At 43.3% G+C, this 20,468-nt stretch carries 20 protein-coding genes; 10 read left to right on the top strand and 10 right to left on the bottom strand.

Annotated elements, in window-relative coordinates; translation table 11 throughout:
* Positions 1 to 161: 161 nt before the first annotated feature.
* On the bottom strand, positions 162 to 1,361 hold the full coding sequence (locus QWZ17_RS06440; protein ID WP_290304238.1) for an aminotransferase class V-fold PLP-dependent enzyme: 1,200 nt from the start codon (positions 1,359 to 1,361) through the stop codon (positions 162 to 164).
* A gap of 18 nt (positions 1,362 to 1,379) precedes the next feature.
* On the bottom strand, positions 1,380 to 1,838 hold the full coding sequence (locus QWZ17_RS06435) for a GNAT family N-acetyltransferase (protein WP_290304237.1): 459 nt from the start codon (positions 1,836 to 1,838) through the stop codon (positions 1,380 to 1,382).
* Between the two features lie 93 nt (positions 1,839 to 1,931).
* On the opposite strand from QWZ17_RS06435, the gene QWZ17_RS06430 reads away from it, so the two are divergent.
* Entirely contained in the window at positions 1,932 to 3,374 is a 1,443-nt protein-coding gene (locus QWZ17_RS06430) for an aminotransferase-like domain-containing protein (RefSeq protein ID WP_290304236.1), read from the top strand.
* Between the two features lie 378 nt (positions 3,375 to 3,752).
* Here QWZ17_RS06430 and QWZ17_RS06425 read toward each other — a convergent pair whose 3' ends face one another.
* Positions 3,753 to 4,667, bottom strand: coding sequence for an AraC family transcriptional regulator (locus QWZ17_RS06425; protein ID WP_290304235.1), 915 nt, complete (start codon positions 4,665 to 4,667; stop codon positions 3,753 to 3,755).
* Between the two features lie 101 nt (positions 4,668 to 4,768).
* Between QWZ17_RS06425 and QWZ17_RS06420 the strand changes: the two genes are divergently transcribed.
* On the top strand, positions 4,769 to 5,134 hold the full coding sequence (locus tag QWZ17_RS06420) for a nuclear transport factor 2 family protein (RefSeq protein WP_290304234.1): 366 nt from the start codon (positions 4,769 to 4,771) through the stop codon (positions 5,132 to 5,134).
* A 650-nt stretch (positions 5,135 to 5,784) separates the two neighbouring features.
* Here the strand turns inward: QWZ17_RS06420 and QWZ17_RS06415 are convergent.
* The 3 genes from QWZ17_RS06415 to QWZ17_RS06405 all read right to left on the bottom strand — a co-directional run bounded on the left by QWZ17_RS06415 (position 5,785) and on the right by QWZ17_RS06405 (position 8,093).
* On the bottom strand, positions 5,785 to 7,131 hold the full coding sequence (locus QWZ17_RS06415) for a sigma-54-dependent transcriptional regulator (protein WP_290304233.1): 1,347 nt from the start codon (positions 7,129 to 7,131) through the stop codon (positions 5,785 to 5,787).
* 164 nt (positions 7,132 to 7,295) lie between these two features.
* Complete coding sequence (locus QWZ17_RS29725) at positions 7,296 to 7,496, bottom strand: YqaE/Pmp3 family membrane protein (RefSeq protein WP_259091456.1); 201 nt, start codon at positions 7,494 to 7,496, stop codon at positions 7,296 to 7,298.
* 57 nt (positions 7,497 to 7,553) lie between these two features.
* Positions 7,554 to 8,093, bottom strand: a complete 540-nt coding sequence (locus tag QWZ17_RS06405; RefSeq protein ID WP_290304232.1) for an acyl-CoA thioesterase — start codon at positions 8,091 to 8,093, stop codon at positions 7,554 to 7,556.
* A 166-nt stretch (positions 8,094 to 8,259) separates the two neighbouring features.
* Between QWZ17_RS06405 and QWZ17_RS06400 the strand changes: the two genes are divergently transcribed.
* The 4 genes from QWZ17_RS06400 (at position 8,260) to QWZ17_RS06385 (ending at position 11,696) form a co-directional block, all read left to right on the top strand.
* Positions 8,260 to 9,159 carry a LysR substrate-binding domain-containing protein gene (locus tag QWZ17_RS06400; RefSeq protein ID WP_290304231.1) on the top strand — a complete coding sequence of 300 codons (900 nt, stop codon included), beginning with the start codon at positions 8,260 to 8,262 and terminating at the stop codon, positions 9,157 to 9,159.
* Between the two features lie 75 nt (positions 9,160 to 9,234).
* Positions 9,235 to 10,245, top strand: a complete 1,011-nt coding sequence (locus tag QWZ17_RS06395) for an NAD(P)/FAD-dependent oxidoreductase (RefSeq protein WP_290304230.1) — start codon at positions 9,235 to 9,237, stop codon at positions 10,243 to 10,245.
* 2 nt (positions 10,246 to 10,247) lie between these two features.
* Complete coding sequence (locus QWZ17_RS06390) at positions 10,248 to 10,556, top strand: 2Fe-2S iron-sulfur cluster-binding protein (protein ID WP_290304229.1); 309 nt, start codon at positions 10,248 to 10,250, stop codon at positions 10,554 to 10,556.
* 276 nt (positions 10,557 to 10,832) lie between these two features.
* Positions 10,833 to 11,696: a DMT family transporter gene (locus QWZ17_RS06385; RefSeq protein ID WP_290304228.1), complete on the top strand. Its 864-nt coding sequence runs from the start codon at positions 10,833 to 10,835 to the stop codon at positions 11,694 to 11,696.
* Positions 11,697 to 11,792: 96 nt separating this feature from the next.
* On the opposite strand, the gene QWZ17_RS06380 is transcribed toward QWZ17_RS06385, so the two are convergent.
* Complete coding sequence (locus QWZ17_RS06380) at positions 11,793 to 13,100, bottom strand: phosphatidylserine decarboxylase (RefSeq protein ID WP_290304227.1); 1,308 nt, start codon at positions 13,098 to 13,100, stop codon at positions 11,793 to 11,795.
* Between the two features lie 122 nt (positions 13,101 to 13,222).
* Positions 13,223 to 14,629 (bottom strand): hypothetical protein, encoded by a 1,407-nt coding sequence (locus QWZ17_RS06375; RefSeq protein WP_290304226.1) that lies wholly within the window; start codon positions 14,627 to 14,629, stop codon positions 13,223 to 13,225.
* A 401-nt stretch (positions 14,630 to 15,030) separates the two neighbouring features.
* Between QWZ17_RS06375 and QWZ17_RS06370 the strand changes: the two genes are divergently transcribed.
* Both QWZ17_RS06370 and QWZ17_RS06365 read left to right on the top strand, forming a co-directional pair.
* A complete protein-coding gene (locus tag QWZ17_RS06370; protein ID WP_290304225.1) occupies positions 15,031 to 15,834 on the top strand; it encodes an SDR family oxidoreductase in 804 nt (267 codons plus the stop codon).
* Positions 15,835 to 15,899: 65 nt separating this feature from the next.
* Entirely contained in the window at positions 15,900 to 16,811 is a 912-nt protein-coding gene (locus tag QWZ17_RS06365) for a helix-turn-helix domain-containing protein (RefSeq protein ID WP_290304224.1), read from the top strand.
* Between the two features lie 48 nt (positions 16,812 to 16,859).
* Here QWZ17_RS06365 and QWZ17_RS06360 read toward each other — a convergent pair whose 3' ends face one another.
* Positions 16,860 to 18,071 (bottom strand): MFS transporter, encoded by a 1,212-nt coding sequence (locus QWZ17_RS06360; protein WP_290304223.1) that lies wholly within the window; start codon positions 18,069 to 18,071, stop codon positions 16,860 to 16,862.
* A 187-nt stretch (positions 18,072 to 18,258) separates the two neighbouring features.
* Here QWZ17_RS06360 and QWZ17_RS06355 point away from each other — a divergent pair, with 187 nt between their 5' ends.
* Both QWZ17_RS06355 and QWZ17_RS06350 read left to right on the top strand, forming a co-directional pair.
* A complete protein-coding gene (locus QWZ17_RS06355) occupies positions 18,259 to 18,480 on the top strand; it encodes a YdeI/OmpD-associated family protein (RefSeq protein WP_290304222.1) in 222 nt (73 codons plus the stop codon).
* Between the two features lie 98 nt (positions 18,481 to 18,578).
* Positions 18,579 to 19,034, top strand: coding sequence for a DUF6438 domain-containing protein (locus QWZ17_RS06350; RefSeq protein ID WP_290304221.1), 456 nt, complete (start codon positions 18,579 to 18,581; stop codon positions 19,032 to 19,034).
* 119 nt (positions 19,035 to 19,153) lie between these two features.
* On the opposite strand, the gene QWZ17_RS06345 is transcribed toward QWZ17_RS06350, so the two are convergent.
* Positions 19,154 to 20,377: an MFS transporter gene (locus QWZ17_RS06345; protein ID WP_290304220.1), complete on the bottom strand. Its 1,224-nt coding sequence runs from the start codon at positions 20,375 to 20,377 to the stop codon at positions 19,154 to 19,156.
* Positions 20,378 to 20,468 lie beyond the last annotated feature (91 nt).

Genomic DNA, 20,468 nt, shown 5'->3' with positions numbered 1-20,468 from the left:
GGAGGGAAAAAACAGAGATTGAGTGATTTATAGAATCGTCATTGCGAGGCACGAAGCAATCTCCAAACTATACAGAGCGAAACTTCAAAGCTGATTTGCGTGTGTAGAGATTGCTTCGTGCCTCGCAATGACGATTTTTATACCGTTATTTCAATTCCTTATCAATTCCCAATCAACCCTGCTAACTCTTCACACAATTTGCTAATCTCCTCCTCGGTATTATAATAATGCACCGACGCCCGCACATTGCTTGCCAGGTGATTTTTATCCATATAAATAAGCGTGGAGATTGCTTTACCTACCGATACATTAATGTGTTTATCGGCCAGTTTATTTTTTACCAGTATGCTATCCACTGCATCTACAGAAAAAGTTACAATGCCACATTGCTCGGCCCCAAAATCATGAACGGTGATGCCCGTCATGGTGCCTAATTTTTGCCTTAGCAACCCGGCAAGGTATTGAACACGTTGCCAAATGCGGTCAATGCCGATGTTGAGCGCATAGTCAATTGCTTTGCCCAGGCCCAGGGTTAGGGCGCGGTTCTTTTCATATAATTCAAACCGGCGTGCGTCATTACGCGGCGTAAAATCATCCAGGCTAACCACAGGAGCACTAAAGCCATCAATAACCATCAGCTTCAGTTTATCCTGAACCGACTTTTTTACAAATAAAAAGCCCGTACCACGCGGTGCGCGCAGGTATTTGCGCCCGGTTACCGATAGCATATCGCAGCCAACTTCTTTAACGTCGACGGGTAATTGCCCGGCACTTTGGCAGGCATCTACCAGGTAAAGAATATCGTGCTTTTTGGCAATTTTACCAATGGCTACAATCGGGATCATGCCGCCAGCCGTTGATGCAATGTGCGTCATGGCTATCAGTTTGGTTTTGGATGATATAGCGGCCTCCAAAGCACTGAGTGAAAAATTACCCTGGTCGTTGTTCGGGATAATTTTGATAATTACACCATGGTTTTGCCGCGCGTTTATGAAACCCAACAAATTGGTTACGTATTCCATTTCGCAGGTAATGATCTCATCGCCGGGTTTAAAATCAATGCCGTTAAAGGCCGTGCCCCAAGCTGCGCTGGCATTTTCAACCAACGCAATATCATCCTTGTCGGCATTAATCAATCGGGCAATAGCATCATATGTTTGGTCCAGCTCTGCCTGGTATTTGGCTTCGGTTTCATAGCCACCGTAAATGGCTTCTTCCTGTAAATAGGCGGTAATAGTATCAATTACAACATCGGGCGGTAGGGATGCCCCGGCATTGTTAAAATGTATGCTGTGTTGGGTGCCTTTGGTTTTGTTCCTTAAAACGGTTATCTCTTCGGTACTTAATGGGATAACTTCCATCGCTTTCGTAATTATCTGTTAAAAATTAATCTCCATCATAATATCCGCACGGCCATAAGTGCCGGGTTGTACCGGGATTTCGGTAAAGCCCAGTTTATGATAAATATGGATGGCGTTTTTTAATATCCTGCTTGAAAAAAGGATTAGTTTTTTTACTCCCATTTCGCGGGCTTTATCAATACCTGCCTGGCATAAAAACTTGCCCGCGCCACCACCATGATAAGCCTTATCAACAGCCATTTTGGTGAGCTCAAAAACACCATCTTCAATAAAACGCAAACCTACGGTGCCAATAATCACATCGGCGGCCGCGGCAAAGTAAATTTTACCTCCCTGGTTAAGCATTGCCTCTTCGGGGTTTTCCAATACCCATTTATCCAGCGGTTCAACTACAAAAAATTCCTCCAGCCAGGCTTTGTTAAATTTTTCAAAGTAAGGCTGGTATTGGGGCTGATAATCAATTAACTGCAATTCCATCTTTTCAATAAATTATAATAATACAAAGTAAAAGTATCTGGCTATAGCAAAACAGATTCAGTTTTGTTAATTTTGACCATAACAGATTTTGTGATGGAAAAAACAATAACCGCGACTAATGATGATTTTTTGTACGCCCAGATAGTAACGCGTATTGAAAATCAGATCAAACAAAAACTGCTTAAATCTGGCGATAAGCTGCCGTCTGTAAGGGCTTTAAGCCAGGAGCAGGGCATCAGCATGAGCACGTCTTATAAAGCTTATGTGGAACTTGAAAATATGGGTATGATAGAGGCGCGACCCAAATCGGGCTATTACGTAAAAGTGTTGCCCTCCCGCATTAGCCGCCCGCCCGAAATTAAACCACCATTAAAGAAGATAGAACAAGCCAGCGTAAGCCAGATGATCAGGCTGGTGAGCCAGAATATGAGCGAAGCCACGGTATTGGGGCTATCCCGCTCATCGCCGCCCATTGGTTTAATTCCGCTGGCAAAGCTTAGTAAATCAATGATGGAGGCTATTCGTAAAAGCCCGAGTGGTAATATTCATTACGAGAACTTGCAGGGCAATGTATCGCTGCGTACACAAATAGCCAAAAATGCTTTTAGCTGGGGTGGCAATATCACGGCTAATGATGTGGTAACTACCCAGGGCTGTATGGAAGCGCTGGTGTTTTGCCTACGCGCGCTTACCAAACCGGGTGATACAGTGGCCATTGAAAGCCCTACTTTTTTCGGCATTTTTAATGTAATGCTGAGTCTTGATTTAAAAGTGCTGGAAATTCCTGTCGACCCGGAAACGGGCATTGATATTGATTACCTGGCCGAGGCTATGGATAAAGTGGAGATTAAAGCCTGCCTGTTTGTAACCAATTTTAGCAACCCCGTAGGCAGCTGCATGCCCGATCATCGTAAAAAACAATTGGTAGATTTAGTAACCAAACGCCAGATACCGTTGATTGAAGATGATATTTATGGCGAGATATTTTTTGGCAAAAGCCGCCCCCGTACCTGCAAAAGTTATGATACGGAAGGTTGGGTATTGTTATGCTCCTCGGTAAGTAAGTCAATAGCGCCGGGCTACCGGGTTGGCTGGTGCATTCCCGGCAGATTTAAAGATCAGATCATCAATATAAAAATGATGCATACCATTACATCGGCCACGCCAACGCAGGCAGCTATAGGTCATTTTTTTGAAACGGGCAGGTATGATTTACATATGCGTAATTTGCGTAAAGCGTTATACACACAAAGCCTGCGATACGCCCAGGCGGTAACAGAATATTTCCCGCCAGGTACAAAAATAAGCAGCCCAAATGGGGGCTACGCATTATGGATTGAGCTTGATAAAAAGGTAAACGCTTTTGAATTATACCAGGCGGCTATAGCCCAAAACATCAGTATTGCTCCCGGTCAAATTTTTAGCACCGATGCCAGGTACACCAATTTTATCCGCATCAGCTTTGGGATAACTTATGATGATGTGGTAGATAAAAGTTTTAAATTATTGGGAGAGTTGATTAAAAAAATGATATAGATTAAATTGATATATAGTTTTTGTTTTGATAGATTTTTTCTATTTATGTCGATTTTAAAGAGAAATAGCTCCGGATAAGATTGAAATTGAAAAATACTTAAGAGTGTAAAACGATGTGACGATTTTGTTATTAACCACGCTGTATTATAAAAGTTTGTAAGGTTTGGTACCTACACATGGCAAGTTATAAAAGGTGAAGTCATCTTTGTTTCAAGCCCTCTACGGGATATGCAACCCCCAATGATGTGTATTTAGGAGGCGGGGACTGAACAAGCATGATCCAGGGATGAATGATCTTGTTTCTCTATAAATCGCTCTATATAATTACGGGAATACCGCGCTGCGCTCATACAACATTGTTTTTTCAAAAATCCTATATCACCTAAAAATCTTACTTCTTCTGTAAGCAGCGGGAGTATACCCCGTTTTTGATTTAAAAATACGGTTAAAGGCCGCTTCCGATTGATAACCTACCTTGGCTGCAACTTCTGATACATTGCCATGATCTGCCATCAATAACTTTTGCGCGCGCCTGATACGCCAATTGGTAAGGTAGCTTAAAGGAGTTTCGTGCACCAGCTTTTTAAATTGATTAAAAAAAACAGACCGGGACATACCAATCTCTGATGCTAGGGACTCAAGTGTCCAGTTGTTTTGGGGCGAATCCTGGATTAGTTTTAGCGACTTGCTGATCCTCGGGTCATTTAACGCGGAAAGAAAACCACTATCTGGCGGGGCTTGCTCAAGGTAGCTCCTGATGATATTGACAAACATAATTTCCGACAGGCATTTCAACATTATGCTGCTACCTGGTCTTTCATTATGGAGTTCGTCAAACATTAACTGCGTTATTTGCTTTACCAACAGCTGGTTTTCTGTACTATATTGCCGGATGTGAATGATTGATGGCAGATCCTTTAAAAAAGGATGTAAAGACTGGTAATCAAATTCGAAATGGCCGGCAACAAGGTTGGTTCCATCGCCGCCACTATTAAAAATAGGCGTTCCCTCCCGGCGGGCCTTAACAAATTGAGGCGACGGAATACGTAAGCTTGTAGCTTTATCGGCTATCCAATGGGCACTGCCATGCGGCACAAATACTAAATCGCCCTCAGCCATTTCTATAACACTACCATCCGGCGCTCCAATAGTACAACTGCCATTTATCAACCGCCAAAACTGCGAGTTTTCGTCTTTAACAATATCCAGTCCCCAGGGAGCTTCCAGGGTAAATTTGCTGTAAACAACACATCTTAGCCCGGTTGCATCTAATATTGTACTTAAAGCGTCCATGCGATAAAATTAATACGATTGAGCAAATATACAACACTATTTAACACTTTAAGTATCAAACAACAGACTACCTTTGGATTATCAATTAATCAGAAAAGCAAATGACAACACAGGAATTAGCCAATCAATATTATGATCTTTTTAAGAAAAGACAGGTAGCAGAAATTTACGAGCAACTTTACAGTGCCGATATTGTTTGCACGGAACCGGAACATGCACAGGCAATAGGCGTACCTACCATAACAAAGGGCATTGAAGCCGTTTTAGCAAAATCAAAAGCCAGACAAGAAATTATAGCAGAAGTGCATAGCTTTTTCAGCAGCGAACCGGTGGTTGGCGGCGACTATTTTAGCCTGGCCATGGGCCGCGACATGACCCTGAAAAACGGGCAACGCTTACAGGTAGCAGAAATAGCCGTTTTTGGCGTAAAAGACGACAAAATTATAACCGAAACTTTTTTCTATTAAACGCATTTGGGCAAGCTCTTTCATGGCGATTGAGCGGCCCAATATCTGTTGTTTCTACAAGATAGTGTCGGTTTTCGATTATCATAAAGTCTGTGCTTATTAGCAGTCGGTTGTGGTTATTGACTGCCAGTGGTAGTTACTTTCTTTTTCCGCAAAAGAAAGTAACCAAAGAAAACTCTCGGCTGCGCCGGCTCCCACAATGTTAATGATCTGGCAGAGTCTGTGCTTCGGAAGCCGTCAATGCCGATTTTTGCGGTTAACCGTTGGTGGGTTCGTGCTTTATTGCACGACGGATTTTAGTTTCCCCGTCAGCAGAACAGCTTCGGCCGAAAACGGGCAAAACAATGTGGGGCTATGCGGAGGCAGGGCATAGGGAGTTTTTGCGGTAGGGACAAAGCGGGCGAGGGCAAAATAATCCCAGCCTAGGTTTTGCCCGTTTTGCAGGGCAGAGGTCACGAGCGCAAAGAAGCATTTCTGCTGACTTGATTTTTGGTTACTTTTGATCAAGCAAAAGTAACAGCCCTTCCCGCGGCGATTGAGCGGGCCAATGTTTTACTTTTGTACAAATAATTTCGTATTGCTTTAATGGCCACACGAAGCATGTGGGGTGCTGAAATAATCAGCATGACACCGGGGTAGTGGCATTGGGATTATTCCAACCCATACTCCTTCAACTTCCTATACAGCGTTGCCACCCCGATATTTAGCAAATTAGCTGCTTCGGCGCGGTTACCGTGGGTATGGTTAAGCACGCGTTGTATATGCAGTTTCTCTACCGACGATAGATCAAAGGCAGATACAGGTGCGCCTGTTTTTATTTGTTGCTGTTGGATTTCGTAAGGTAACAAACTGTCATCAAGGATATTGTTATCCGTAAGAATTACGGCGCGTTCAATTACGTTTTTGAGTTCGCGGATATTACCGGGCCATGGGTAGGCTTCCAGTTTGGTTACAAATTCATCACTCAAAACATTAACCTGTTTTTTAACCTTCAAGGCAAAATACTGCATAAAGTATTCGGCCAGTAGTTTGATGTCTTTTTTACGTTCGCGCAGGGCAGGCAGCGTAATCTGGAAAACGGAAAGCCGGTAAAACAAATCCGACCGGAAATGCCCTTCGTTAATCTCGTTAAGCAGGTTACGGTTAGTGGCCGCCAGGATGCGTACATTGACCTGGGTGGGCTTGGTATCGCCTATTTTTAAAAATTGTTGTGATTCCAATACCCGCAGTAGTTTGGCTTGCAGGTCCTGGTCAAGTTCGCCTATCTCATCTAAAAAGATGGTGCCGCCGTTGGCCTCTTCAAAAAGTCCTTTTTTATCTTTTAAAGCGCCCGTAAACGAGCCGGCTTTGTGTCCAAACAGTTCACTCTCCAATAATTCCTTAGTAAAGGCACTACAGTTTACGGCCACAAATGATTTGGTATTGCGGTTGCTGGCCTGATGAATAGCTTCGGCAAAAATCTCTTTCCCGGTACCGGTTTCGCCTAAAAGTAAAACGGTGGTATCGGTAAGTGCTACCTTTTGGGCCAGTTTAATCACATCCCCAATGGCGGTCGACCGGCCAATCAACCTCTCGAAACCAAACTTATCGTTCAGTTTACTTTGCAGTTCCATCACGGTTTGCTGCAACAGGGCTTTATCCATAGCCTTACTTACAAGCGGGATAATCTTTTCATTGTCATCGCCCTTGGTGATGTAGTCAAAGGCACCGGCCTTAATAGCCCTTACACCATCATTGATGGTGCCGTAGGCGGTAAGTACAATAATTTCTGTAGCGGGGTAATTTTTTTTTACGGTTTCGGTAAGAGTAATACCATCAATATCGGGCAGCTTAACATCACTGAGTACCACATGAATGTACTCCTGCTGTAATTTACGCAACCCTTCCTTGGCTGTGCCGGCTGTAATTACTTCGTGGCCTTCTAACTGAAGAATGCGGGCCATCAGGTTACGCAGGCGTTCCTCGTCGTCGATAATTAAAAGTTTACCTTTTTGCATCGAGGCAAATATGGTGAATTTTGGTTGATTAAGAGAGTGGTTGATTGAGTTGATTAGGTTGGAGTGAGTTGAATAAGTTGATTAGGTTAGATTAAATAACAAGTTAACTTAATCTAACCTAATCAACCACTCTCTTAATCAACCCAATCACAACTACTCACCCACTACCACCTCGCTCTGCGGGTCGCGCGCATTAACTGCCTGTGCCTTTTGGCGTCGTAGTAATCGCTGGTTACTAATATGGAGTGGATTACGCCCGGAATCCAGAAAAAAAGCGTCAAAAATATATTGAGGATAAACGCGCCGATACGACCAGTTGTTAAGATGGCCAGGGGCGGCATTAAAAAGCAAAGGAAGTATCTCATGGCCGTTAATTTTAATTTATACCATTTAGATTACGCAGGCCGCTAATTGTTACGCACTTAGTCCTTCAAATTAAGGGGCAATTGCTCACCAAAGAAAAGGGCCTTCAGTTCTGTAGCATCGGCAGGCAGCATTTTACCACCCAAAATTAAACGTAGTTGCCTTCTGCGCAACGCGCCTTCATATAAAGCGGTTTCCTCCTCCGTTTCGGGCAACAATACCGGTACCTGGGTTTTGTTGCCTTCTTTGTCGAGGGCTACAAAAGTGTAATAGGCTTCGTTGCTTTTTACCTTGGTACCTGATGGAATATTTTGCGCCCATACATCCATCCTGACTTCAACGGAAGTATTAAACGCGCGGGTAACCTTAGCTTCAATGCTAATCACATCGCCTAACTTTATAGGCGATTGAAAGGATACATTATCAACCGAGGCCGTGACCACTATACGATTACAATGTTTTTGGGCCGATATGGCGGCGGCAATATCCATCCAGTGCAGCAGGCGACCACCCATCAGGTTATTTAATGTATTGGTATCATTGGGTAATACCAGCTCATTCATAATGGTATACGATTCCTTGGGCGATTTTCCTGTCATAGTTGCAAAGATAGCACAGCCTCACCTAAATCCTCTCCAAAGGAGAGGACTTTTATTAGCATGGTAGCTTTTTTTACATCTCCAATACGCAATTCAAGAACCCTCTCCTTTGGAGAGGGCAGGGTGAGGCTCTTTTTATTAAATTTAAAACACCTACATTTAACCGATGATCTTCGATTTCCGCCTTAAGGTTTTTTATACGGTTGCGCAGCGGCTTAGCTTTACCAAAGCGGCTAATGAACTGTTTATTACCCAACCTGCCGTAACCAAGCACATTAAGGAGTTGGAACAACAGCTTAGCGTACAGCTTTTTAAACGCAACGGCAATAACATCACCCTTACTACCGCCGGTAAAATTTTGGTGCAGTATGCCGATAAGATCTTCCAAACCTATAGCGCGCTCGAAACCGAATTGGCCCAGCTTAACAACCTGGAAGCCGGCACCCTGCACATTGGTGCCAGTACCACGGTAGCCCAAACTATTTTGCCCAAAATTTTGGCTATGTTCAAAAAAACATACCCAGAGATCACCTTTAATTTTATACAGGCCAATACCGACCAGGTTTCGCAAATGATCCTGGATGAAAAACTGGATATCGCTATCATTGAGGGCTCATCCCACTCGCCCCAACTGGCCTATTCGCCATTTGCCAAGGACGAGATTGTGCTGGTGACCAGGGCAAACAATAAGTTATCCAAAAAGGCCGAGATCAATCCGAAACAATTATTGGAGATTCCGCTTGTTTTGCGCGAGGCAGGCTCGGGTACATTAGATGTTATTTACGATGCCCTGGCCGGCATCGAGATTAGCCCGAAGGATCTGAATATCGAAATTCAGTTAGAGAGCAGCATCGCCATCAAACAATACCTTTTATACTCGGAAACAGCTACTTTTCTATCCATACAATCGGTAGTGAGTGAATTAAAATATAATGAGCTTAGCATTATTGATGTAAAAGGATTGGAGATTTTTCGCACCTTTCAGTTTATTCAACTTCACGGAAAAAACAGTAAACTGATTGAACTTTTCAAACGTTTTTGCCTCGCCAATTATAACTTAAAGTAATCATATATTACTTTATATCATTTGTTTACCAACTGCAATACAGCCACATTTGAGTGCTGAATTAAATGGCAGGTTATGGAACATATTGATACTGATATTTGCATTATCGGCGCAGGGCCGGTTGGATTATTCGCGATTTTTGAAGCGGGTTTATTAAAAATGCGCTGTCACCTTATTGACGTACTTCCTCAGGTGGGCGGTCAGCTTTCTGAGATTTATCCGCATAAACCTATCTATGATATTCCCGGCTACCCCGAAGTGACCGCCCAACAACTGGTGGATAGGCTAATGGAGCAAGCTGCCCCTTTCCATCCTACTTTTAGTTTAGGCGAACGGGTGGAAACCCTTAACCGAAATGACGACGGATCATACACTATTCAAACGAATGATAACACCACTGTACATTGCCAGGTGGTGGTAATTGCCGGCGGCCTCGGTTGTTTTGAACCCCGTAAACCCGAGATTGACCGCCTGCTTGATTTTGAAGGCAAGGGCGTTGCCTACATGGTTAAAAATCCCGAGCTGTTTCGCAACCGTAAAGTGGTATTAGCCGGCGGCGGCGACTCCGCGCTGGATTGGGCCATCTTTTTATCGAACGTTGCCGAGCGCGTTACCCTCATTCACCGGGGCGATACTTTCCGGGGAGTACCAGATTCTGCCGAAAAAGTTTTTGAACTGGCCAGAGAAGGCAAGATAGACCTGGTACTTAAATCAAACGTAGTCGCCCTAACCGGCGAAGGTCATTTGCAGGAGGTAACTCTATTGGACAGGAACAACGAAGCCAGCCACATAGCGGCCGATTATTTTATCCCGCTGTTTGGCCTTAGCCCAAAACTTGGCCCAATTGCCGACTGGGGCTTAAACATCGACCGATCTGCCATCGTAGTGAATACCACAGATTACAGCACCAACGTAGAGCGCATTTATGCCATCGGCGATATCAACACTTATCCCGGTAAATTAAAGCTTATCCTTTGCGGTTTCCACGAAGCCGCACTGATGGCCCAGAGCGCGTTCAAATATGTTTACCCCGAGCAAAAACTGAGTTTTAAATACACCACCGTTTACGGCATAACCGCTTTTTAACCATGATCAACTTAATTATTGAAGACCGCGAAGGGGTTCGCCAACCCGTTGAAATTCCCGAAGGAATAAACCTAAGCCTGATGGAGGTTTTGAAAGCATCAGAATATGATGTACTGGCAACTTGCGGCGGTATGGCCCTTTGCGCCACCTGCCACGTAGAAGTAATAGAAGGCCCCGAGCAATGCTTTCACGCCGGCGATAACGAACTTGATATGCTGGATACCCTGCCCAACGCCGATGAACACAGCCGCCTGGCTTGCCAGATGCGGGTGACGGAAGAGATGGATGGCTTGGTGGTGAGACTTAAGTAAGAAGAGTCAAGAGATTAGAGTCAAGAATCAAGACGGTTTGATGGAGTAAGGATGGAAAGATAAAGGATCAAGGACAGAAGCTCCTTATACGTGCGGGGGAAGTTTTCGCCGGGAAGTTCGTTTAATCCCCAGTAGGGGGAAAAGCTTTGTAGCAAAAAGCAAAAAAAACAAGCTATGTGCCGTAGGTACAAAACCTTGTAAAGCGGATCAATAACACGCAAAAATTATATTTATTTTACACCAACATTATGCAGCCTACTTTACATTTATACTAACATGAGTTTATACGTTCTGGGGCTGGTGCTTACGGCGGCTATTTTGCATGCCTCGTGGAATTTACTCGCTAAAAAAACAAAAGGTAAAACCCCATTTATATGGCTGCAATATATTGTCAGTAATATTTTGTTTCTGCCTGTTTTAATTTACCAGGCAAAGCAAGGGCAAGCTGTTTACTCGCATACGCTATTGTGGTTTTCGTTAAGCAGTTCGGTGCTGCATTTGGTGTATTTTATTGTGCTACAAAAAGGCTACCTCAAGGCCGATCTTTCGGTAGTGTACCCGTTGGCCCGCGGATCGGCACCGTTGGTTTCATTTATAGTTGCCATATTGTTTCTGCACGAAAAATTAAAGTTTAGTTCGGTAGCAGGTTTGTTGCTGATTGTTGGCGGGGTTTTAATTATTACGGGCTTAAGCTTCAAAAAGGAGAACAACAACAAAATCATCCCGGGCATTACATACGGTTTGCTTACCGGTCTGTTTATTGCCCTGTATACTTTTAACGACGCGGTCGCCGTAAAAAATTACGCCGTATCGCCATTAATACTCACACTTACTGCGAATCTTTTTAGCGCTATTTTCCTGTTCCCATTTGTGATACGCCAGAAAGATGAATTGAAACGGGAGATAAAGGAACACAAATGGATTATGATTGCTATTGCTTTATTAAGCCCTGCCGCTTATATATTGGTGCTGGAAGCCTTAAAGTACGCGCCACTAAGCGTTGTTGCGCCGGCAAGGGAAACCAGCATTTTATTGGGGGTGTTTATGGGATCGAAGGTGTTTAATGAAGATGACGGTAAACGCAGGCTTATTGCAAGCGCGTTGATACTTGGGGGGATAGTTGCGTTGAGCTTGGGTTAAGTAGTTTATTCATCTCATCAAATAATTCCGCCCCGACTCGATCTCTACATCAGAAAATCAGGTCGGGGCGAAATTGCAGGTAATTGCTACTGCAACCTATCCTATAATAATAACCGACACTTCGCCGTATTTAAAGTGGAATGGATTAGTTGGCTGATAGCTTGATGGCGGCTGCGCGTTTGCCACGTTGGTGATCAGCTTAAGCTCATTAATAGGTTGTTGAAAAAGCATAATGATGTCCGATCCGCCAAATGCAAAATGCCCAAACTCCTTCCCCTTAACAACTTCAGTCCCCTGGAGTTCATCGGTGTACATGGTTACAGATGATACCTGGCACATGCCAATAGGTACTGTAGCCACCAGGCCAACGTTAGAGTCGCTGGTACTGGTATCTATGACCAGCACGCCCCTGGCCTGGCTAAATTCATAACCATCTTCAGATGAATCGGGCGCATCAAACTGATTGTCCGTTATATTAACGGCAAGGTAAACTTTCCCCTGTACGGCAGCCAGATCCAATACAGTACCGCTTACCGGGGTATGAAAACGGTGATAATCAAAAGGACTTAAAAAATAATGAACAAAAGTTCCGTTATAAAAATTAGCGGCATACTGGCTGCCGCCTTCGGCTAATAAATCGTTGATATTACCGATGGTATGCGTTTCCTTCAGGGTAACGGTGGTAGCATTACCATCGGTATCTAACACATTTCCATCTCCGTCAATCCGGTAAACGGCTTTAAAAGTACAATCGGCAGGCGAAGTGATGATGGTATTATCGCCGGGATTGGCAATGGGGCGCATAGGTGTGCCGTCGGGCTGAGTTGTATTCAACTGCCGATAAAAAAAAGTATTGAATGAAACCCAGTTAGGCGAATCGTTTGAATAATCCTGCAGGTTATATTCGGGATCATTTTGATAAGATTGTAGCGACTCTGGTGTTAACGAGGCTGGCGTGTCCAGGAAACTACCCCAGGCAATGGCATAGGCTACCAGCCAATCGGCAAAAACAAAACCATTTAAGGGGCTTACATAATCCTGCAGTGTAAAAGCAGCCCCCTGGTCTATCAGCCAATAAAACTGGCACAGCCGATCATAAATTTCCCTGCTATAACCATTTACACCCGGGGTGTTTTGCCAGGGATCATACGCGCCTGTATTTTCGCTGGGAATTACCTCCGCAAAAATGGTTAGGTAGCTTAAATAATCCTGCGGATTAAGCGGCCAACCGTAATTGGAGTATATGGTATTAAATGCGTTGTATAAATCGGTATCAAGGTTGGCTACTGCCTGCGTATTTGCCGCGATTAATGAATTGGTTAGCGCGTTTGCAAAATTGGCATCCACTCCAATCTGGTATTGAAGCAGCCGGATTACTTCATAAGAGCTGTTGTTTGAACTCATAGTGTTGTGATTTTAGTATTAGGTTTATGGAAAACTTGGGCGCTATTACCTTATATCATATTGAAAGAAAGCCATCTCCTGTTTTCAGGAGTGGCTTTCTTGTTATGGTAACCAGGTTTTTATTAATGCCAGAACCTGCTGTTGGTATTATGTCTTCTAAACCTGTCAACAGCTGCCTTTTTGGTTAGCAGCAGCTTGGTTTGGCCGGTTGGGTGCGCGGCCTGGTAAGCCAGTACCGATTTAAATGCCATCACCATATCATAATCCATGGCTACCTGTCCTTTATCAAAAGGTACATTGCCTGCCCTATCCTGGAACCATAAATTCCAATCATTGCTGCCAGGGGTATACACCTTTAAGCTATCTGAGGTAGGGAACGGACCAGGTAACAGGAACGAGTTAAATGAATCCTGCGCCGGGCTATGGCAACTCATACAGGATGATAATGCCAGGTTGGTGTACTTTTTACTTGTATTGATATCGTAAGCCACCTGCGCAACGGCACCGTCATTAGGTCCGCTTAAGCGGCCGCCCCAGCCCAGGGTTTCTTTACTATAAGCCGGTGCTTTGGCATTAATTAAGGTTTCTGATAATTTTGGATACGGTGGCGTAAGCGGACTGTTTACACCCGGATCATCGCCCCACATGGCACCAAGCGGTACCATTTTATCCCAGTCGGTTCCCGGTGCGTCCATATCATACACAAAGGTAGAGTAAACCCAACCCGTTTTAGGTGCGGTTTTACTATCCTTTACAATAACATCCATCTGAAAAAAGCTCACCTTTCTCATCTGGTATCCTTTTTTAGGATTCTCTTTTGTTGGGATGGTATCATAAACGCTAAAGGTTTGCGCTCCCTTCATTACCGGCCATTGTGGATAGTTAACGTTTGAGAAAGCAAATTTTACTATCACGCTGCCTTCTTTAAATTGCGCGGCATCATTGGCCAGGTTAACCTTTTGGCCGGTTTTACCCCAAATTTGCCCAACGGTGTAAGCCGCTACAGAGTCATATAACACCAGGGCATAGCCGGCTTCATCTTCTTTTAATGTTTTGAACATGTTGGCGGGGTTGCCGTTACCTAAGTAAGTACCTAAAATGGCTTCACGTTGTGCACCTACCCAGGGCTCATTAAACCAGCCATATTTGGCCGATGTCCAATTTTTGTTATCCTTAAAGAAGGGCAATACATTAGGTGCTACATAGCTTTTTAAGGAATCCATGTAGGCTATATAATTGTTATCGGATATGGGCTGCCCATTTAAAGCCTTTTGCCATGATGGGTTAACAACCGGTTTAAATGTTGTTGGATAATCATGGCTAAGCACAAAAAGCGAATCGCCGTATTGCTGTGGCGATGGCACCGAGTCGCGGTGGTTTTGGAAAGCGCCGTTTTGTTTAGCGGTATCTGCTAAACTGGTTTTCACCGCATCGCCTGTAGCTTTATTATTGCCGGAGCAACTATAGCCAATAAAAGCTATTACGGCCAAAAATGCTAAAGCAGCCCAAAGAGTTAGTGTTTTTTTCATGTGAGTTCAGATTTTAGGTATATGGTATTATTTAAGTTTAGTAAGGTTTTGACCTATCATATTAAAATCCAACCTAAAAAACAGATTCATTTAATATGTATATAAATGTATAGTTAAAAAATACCTTTTCAATATATAAGTAAAAAACAGGTGTTTTTACCTGTATGTTGAGGGTGTAAACGCCTTCTGTAATAGCGGTAAACAGCTTATTATTACCATGGATTTAATTGCGGTTAATATATTATAGCTCAAAATTATTATCTGAAAAAACATATAGTTACAGATGTTATAAAACAGCATATTTAAAATTAACCTATTTGGATACAACTATCCCCCATTTGGAAACAAGCAGTATTTATGATGAGTGCACCTTTGCATTGTAATATTAAACAACACAAAAAATGCAAAATACAATCTTTATAACAGGCGCATCAACAGGTTTGGGTAAAGCCACCGCCAAACTATTTCAATCAAAAGGCTGGAATGTAATTGCCACCATGCGCAACCCCGAAAAAGAAACAGAGTTATCGCAATTGGAAAACGTTACCCTGCTACCACTTGATGTTACCAACCCCGAACAGATTAAAACTACCGTAGCTAAAGCAATTGCCTTGCATCCGGTTAATGTGGTATTTAATAATGCCGGCTACGGGCTGATGGGCGCGTTAGAAGCATTGAGCGACGAGCAGGTTTTAAAACAGGTTAACACCAACCTGCTGGGCGTAATACGGGTTACGCAGGCTTTTATTCCGTACTTCAGGGAAAAGAAAAGCGGCTTGTTCATCAGTACTACTTCTATGGGGGGCTTTTTAACATTCCCGCTGCACTCTATTTACCATGCTACCAAATTCGCGGTAGAGGGCTGGTCAGAAGGTATGTCGTTTGAGTTAGGGTTGCATAACATCGGCATCAAAACCGTGGCACCGGGTGGTATCGCTACGGATTTTTTAGGCAGATCGCTCGACAGAAACTCCAATGGCGCTTACCAGGAGATAGAGGATAAACTATTTGGCCTTGTAGATGTGATGATGGAATCGGCCTCAAGCGCCCAGCAAATTGCGCAGGTAGTTTACGAAGCCGCTACCGATGGTAAAGACAGGATAAGGTACGTAGCCGGGGCGGATGCCAACGCCCTGTACGCCCGCAGACAGGAAATTGGCAGCGAGGAATTTAGGAAAGAGATCAGGAAACAAATTTTAGGTTAATTATTTGCAACAGGCAGCCTCCTAAAAACCGGTTGCCTGTTGTAAATTTGTAAAAGAGCATCAGTATGAATATTATCAATTCCATATCCCGGTTTCATCATTTGGTATCCTTGCCCGAGCCGCTGCATCCGCTGATCAGTGTAGTTAGTGTTGCCGATATGCGTTTTACCGATAATACCATATGGGAACATTTTGCTTTAGGCTTCTATTGTGTCTCATTAAAAAAAGGAATACTGGGTAAGGTAAGGTACGGGCAGCAGTATTATGATTATGATAAAGGCCTCATGACCTTTGTTGCCCCCAGGCAGGTGCAGGCACTTGATGCTCCGCACGATGATATGTTAGGCCCCGATGCCGGGACAGGACGCGCGTTATTGTTCCATCCCGATTTTTTGTATAAACACCCGCTGGCAGCGGCCATCAAAAATTATGGTTTCTTTTCATACGATGTTAACGAAGCGCTGCACCTGTCAGAAAAAGAAGAAAAAAACATTGCAGAGATCTTTCAAAAAATAGAGGAAGAGTATCAGCATATCGACCGCCATACACAAGATATCATTTTATCGCAAATTGATCTGCTGCTAAACTACAGCAATCGTTTTTATGAACGGCAGTTTATTACCCGTAAAGCGGTAAATCACGATTTATTAACCCGTTTGGAAAAACTGCTTGCTGAATACTTTGATAACCCTCGAAACTTACAAAACGGATCACCCACGGTTGAATCACTGGCCGATAAGCTCAACCTATCACCTCATTATTTAAGCGATATGCTGCGCTCCCTTACCGGGCAAAGCGCCCAACAGCACATACAGGGAAAATTGATTGAAAAAGCCAAGGAATATCTATCTATAACCAACCTTTCCGTTGCCGAAATTGCCTACCGGCTGGGTTTTGAATATCCACAATCGTTTAATAAACTATTTAAAAAGAAAACAAATATTTCGCCCCTGGAGTTTAGACAAACTTTTAATTAGCGGGTTAGTGCTAAGGAAACCTTTTTCAGGTTGTGGTTAATGATGATTTTAATTCGCCATCGCAGCAGCGGCTTCGGTCGCTCTTCTCCAAAACGCAACCGCCATAGTCAGGGCAACCAAAACCATGGCCAGTGCAAACGGAAAAATGTAATTTAATCCAAACTGACTGGCAACACCACCAACCAGCGGACCGGTTAGTCCTAAAGACATATCGATAAACAGGCTATAACCACTAAGCGCCGTACCTTTGTTTGATGCCGGCACCAGTTTCACGGCTTCAACCCCAAGCGCCGGGAACACCAACGAAAAACCCAACCCGGTAATACCGGCACCAATTACCGCAAGGTGCGGCACGGGAGCAAACCACAGGATGAGCAAACCAATACACTCAACCGAAAGGCAGGCAATGGTGGTTCTTAACCCTCCATAATTGTCAATGGCTTTTGAAAACACCACCCGGCCAAAAATAAACATGATACTAAATGCCGAGAGGCACAACACAGCGCCATCCCATTTCAGGTATATGTAATATAGTGTTATAAAGGTTGAAATAGTGCCAAAACCAAGCCCGCCAAGGCCCATGCAAATACCATATGGCGAAACCTTTTTAAGTACCTGCAAAAAGCCCTGGCGGGCATCTTTGCTTGTTCCTTTAAAGGCCGTTTTGCTGCGCGCGTATAAGAAGCCGGCAAACGCCAGCGTGGTTATCAATACCCCGATAGCATTTATGCCAATATTGTTACTGATAATAACACCCAGCGGAGCGCCAACGGCTATACCGCCATAGCTGGCAATACCGTTAAATGATATGGCTTTGGCGGTATGTTTATCGCTGGTGGCAAAAAGAGCCCAGTTAATTGGGCTCGATCCTACAAAACCTTCGCCAACGCCGGTTACCAGCCTGGTAAGTGCCAATACACCCAGACTTAGCAAAGGCGTAGCTTTAAACAGGCAGGCCACAATAAATAAAATACCGCTTACTGTAAAACTGGCCATACCCAGGGTTACTGCCGGTTTTGGTCCCTGCTTATCAACAATATTACCGGCAAACATGCGGCATAAAAACGTGGTAACATATTGCAGACTAATCACAATACCCGCCACAATAGTACTAAACCCCAATTGCTGATGAATATAAACCGGCAGTACAGCCAACGATAACCCAATAGCTACATAGGCCACAAAAGTGAAGGCCACAAAACCTATAATAGTTAAATTAACATTGGGTAAGGGAATTACTGCGTTTGTTTTTGCCTGCATGGCTCCGGGTATTAAATTATGCTGCAAATTTAAATTTTATTCCCCAAGCACGGGCAATAACATAGTGTATTAATTACACTTTATACGTAATTATGGCAAATGCCATTTTTTTAAAGTCACATTTTGGGAATCAAATTTGTTAAATAGGAAAAATAGAACCATATTTATTGGTACATACAAAACCAACATGTTAAAAAAAGGCGAACACATTGAAGGTACTCCTGCCGAGTTACAAGTATTACTTGACCAGGAACCCGAGGCTATGGATTTTTTTGAAAGCCTATCCAAATCATACAAACAGGGTTACTGTGATTGGGTAGGATCGGCCAAACAGGAAGACACCCGTAAAGTGCGGGCCGATAAGGCGATGATTATGCTCAGAAACAAGCAAAAAACATTAAAAACATAAGAATCACTCCTGCGAACTTTCAGCTCGTGGGTATCATGGTTGCAGCTTTCAGCTGCCGGGTAATATCCAGCTTTGAATAATGACCTAAGCTAAATCCAATGCCTCATTTACGATTACCTACTCTTTTTTGCCTGCTAATAATAGCTTTGCCTTTAATGTTAATTACGGCCTGCCAAAATAAAACTTCAACAAATTCTGTTTTAAAAATTGAAATGAATTTAAGCGCTTTCGGAGTAGAGTCAGATGGCTTTCCTTCTGTTAAGGCGCTAATAAATCTAAAAACCGATTCAAGTAGTTGTAAAAAGTTCTATTATAGTTCTGAATATAAAGACTCCGTTTATTCGCTAAGTAATAGCGAAATGCTACAAATTCACGACATTCTTAAAAATGTCAATATAAAAAAGCTTAAAAATAAATATACTGTTAATGAAACGGATCAACCCAGATCGACTATAATATTTTATACCGATATCGGGAACGTTATAGTAGACGATTATGGACTCAAAGGCGAAGATCCACTACAAGAACTATATGAGATAGTTTACAAGCTTTAATCCCTGCGATATAACCTGCGCTCAGCAGACAGTATAAGCTTTTAAAATACGTAAGCTGAAAGCTTACTTTTAACCACGAGTTACGCTATGCTAAACTCGCGGCAGCGATTAGTTAAGTCCTATACCCCTTCGCTCAGCAACTCTTTTTTCAGCTTCAAAATCAGCATTACAATAACCGATAATATGATCAGTACAAAATAACTATAGCCGAGGTTATGCTCATCTTTTGCCGGCAGCAGGGCTACAATGCTGTAACTAAAAAACGATACGATCATGTAATTAATACCGCCTGTTAGTCCGCTGGCTATACCTGCGTTTTTGGGGAAACGGCTTAAGCAATAGGTAAAAAAGTTATTGAACGTGTAGCCCGCCGCAATGTGAATAATAAAGGCGAAAAATATCAGCGTAAATAAATTGGTGATATACCGCATACTGATCAGCATTACCACTACAAATATCACTTGCAAGGTTAAGTTTAACACCATCCGCTTAAAAAATGGTTTGTTGATGGTAGCCTTGCCAATAAGGCCGCCTATTAGCCAGGCTATGCCTAATACCAATGAACTATAGCCCGCCACAACCGGCGATAGGTGCAGGGTATGTTCGATGATAAACGGCCCGGTCATGTTGTAGATCATCACCATACAATAAGCCAGACCTATCATAATCAGCCCAAGGGTAAAGCTTGAGGTTTTGATCATATCGGCATAAACGCCGCTTATCTTTTTGATATTGAAAGCCGCGAAGTTTTTGAGGGTTTCGCCGCTGAAAATCATTTCAAAAACAGCCAGTATGATGGCAAATATCCCCAGGAAGTAAAAATTTGATTTCCACCCATAAGCTGTTTGCAGGTATCCCCCCAGGAAAGGTGCTACAATTGGCCCGGTAGACCAGATGATGGAAAACATACTGAGGTAATTCTTCAGCTTCTCGCCCGAAAACAGATCTATAAAATAAGCACGTTTGGATACCACCACACCACCAACCGTAATACCGTGCAAAATACGCATGAGGTAAATGATATAAATATTGGAGGTATTGGCAATAACTACACTGGCTATGGCAAACAGCAGCAAACTAATTAAACTTAAATGATACCTGCCAAAGCTATCCAGCACGCTGCCGATAAAAAGCTGCGTAACACCATAGCTTATTAAAAACAGCGTTAAGGTTAATTGCACTTGTATGCTGCCCACATGCAGCTCGGCGGCCATGGTTGGTAACGATGGAATATAAATATCTGTAGCAAAACCGGAAAGCGGGATTAATGCGAAAGCCAGTAAATTGGCTATACCCTGGTGCCTTTCCTTTATTGTTTTGGGCACTGCAAGCGTTGAGAACATATGAATTAGAATTTACCTGCCGGATAGGAAAGATTAAGATATACTGATTCCGTGACCGGCTGTTATAAGCCGCAAAGATACCCGCTTTGGC

The organism is Mucilaginibacter flavus (assembly GCF_030409315.1).
Classification (GTDB): Bacteria; Bacteroidota; Bacteroidia; order Sphingobacteriales; family Sphingobacteriaceae; genus Mucilaginibacter; species Mucilaginibacter flavus.
Note: the sequence above shows the minus strand (reverse complement) of the source record. Positions and strands in the feature narration are given on the sequence as shown.

Coding starts and splice junctions, on each gene's coding strand:
- QWZ17_RS06405 (WP_290304232.1), bottom strand. CDS start 8,093: ATGACAGGAAAATCGCCCAAGGAATCGTATACCATTATGAATGAGCTG.
- QWZ17_RS06420 (WP_290304234.1), top strand. CDS start 4,769: ATGACAACACAGGAATTAGCCAATCAATATTATGATCTTTTTAAGAAA.
- QWZ17_RS06365 (WP_290304224.1), top strand. CDS start 15,900: ATGAATATTATCAATTCCATATCCCGGTTTCATCATTTGGTATCCTTG.
- QWZ17_RS29725 (WP_259091456.1), bottom strand. CDS start 7,496: ATGAGATACTTCCTTTGCTTTTTAATGCCGCCCCTGGCCATCTTAACA.
- QWZ17_RS06370 (WP_290304225.1), top strand. CDS start 15,031: ATGCAAAATACAATCTTTATAACAGGCGCATCAACAGGTTTGGGTAAA.
- QWZ17_RS06360 (WP_290304223.1), bottom strand. CDS start 18,071: ATGCAGGCAAAAACAAACGCAGTAATTCCCTTACCCAATGTTAATTTA.
- QWZ17_RS06390 (WP_290304229.1), top strand. CDS start 10,248: ATGATCAACTTAATTATTGAAGACCGCGAAGGGGTTCGCCAACCCGTT.
- QWZ17_RS06425 (WP_290304235.1), bottom strand. CDS start 4,667: ATGGACGCTTTAAGTACAATATTAGATGCAACCGGGCTAAGATGTGTT.
- QWZ17_RS06400 (WP_290304231.1), top strand. CDS start 8,260: ATGATCTTCGATTTCCGCCTTAAGGTTTTTTATACGGTTGCGCAGCGG.
- QWZ17_RS06355 (WP_290304222.1), top strand. CDS start 18,259: ATGTTAAAAAAAGGCGAACACATTGAAGGTACTCCTGCCGAGTTACAA.
- QWZ17_RS06415 (WP_290304233.1), bottom strand. CDS start 7,131: ATGCAAAAAGGTAAACTTTTAATTATCGACGACGAGGAACGCCTGCGT.
- QWZ17_RS06430 (WP_290304236.1), top strand. CDS start 1,932: ATGGAAAAAACAATAACCGCGACTAATGATGATTTTTTGTACGCCCAG.
- QWZ17_RS06380 (WP_290304227.1), bottom strand. CDS start 13,100: ATGAGTTCAAACAACAGCTCTTATGAAGTAATCCGGCTGCTTCAATAC.
- QWZ17_RS06440 (WP_290304238.1), bottom strand. CDS start 1,361: ATGGAAGTTATCCCATTAAGTACCGAAGAGATAACCGTTTTAAGGAAC.
- QWZ17_RS06375 (WP_290304226.1), bottom strand. CDS start 14,629: ATGAAAAAAACACTAACTCTTTGGGCTGCTTTAGCATTTTTGGCCGTA.
- QWZ17_RS06350 (WP_290304221.1), top strand. CDS start 18,579: ATGCCTCATTTACGATTACCTACTCTTTTTTGCCTGCTAATAATAGCT.
- QWZ17_RS06345 (WP_290304220.1), bottom strand. CDS start 20,377: ATGTTCTCAACGCTTGCAGTGCCCAAAACAATAAAGGAAAGGCACCAG.
- QWZ17_RS06385 (WP_290304228.1), top strand. CDS start 10,833: ATGAGTTTATACGTTCTGGGGCTGGTGCTTACGGCGGCTATTTTGCAT.
- QWZ17_RS06435 (WP_290304237.1), bottom strand. CDS start 1,838: ATGGAATTGCAGTTAATTGATTATCAGCCCCAATACCAGCCTTACTTT.
- QWZ17_RS06395 (WP_290304230.1), top strand. CDS start 9,235: ATGGAACATATTGATACTGATATTTGCATTATCGGCGCAGGGCCGGTT.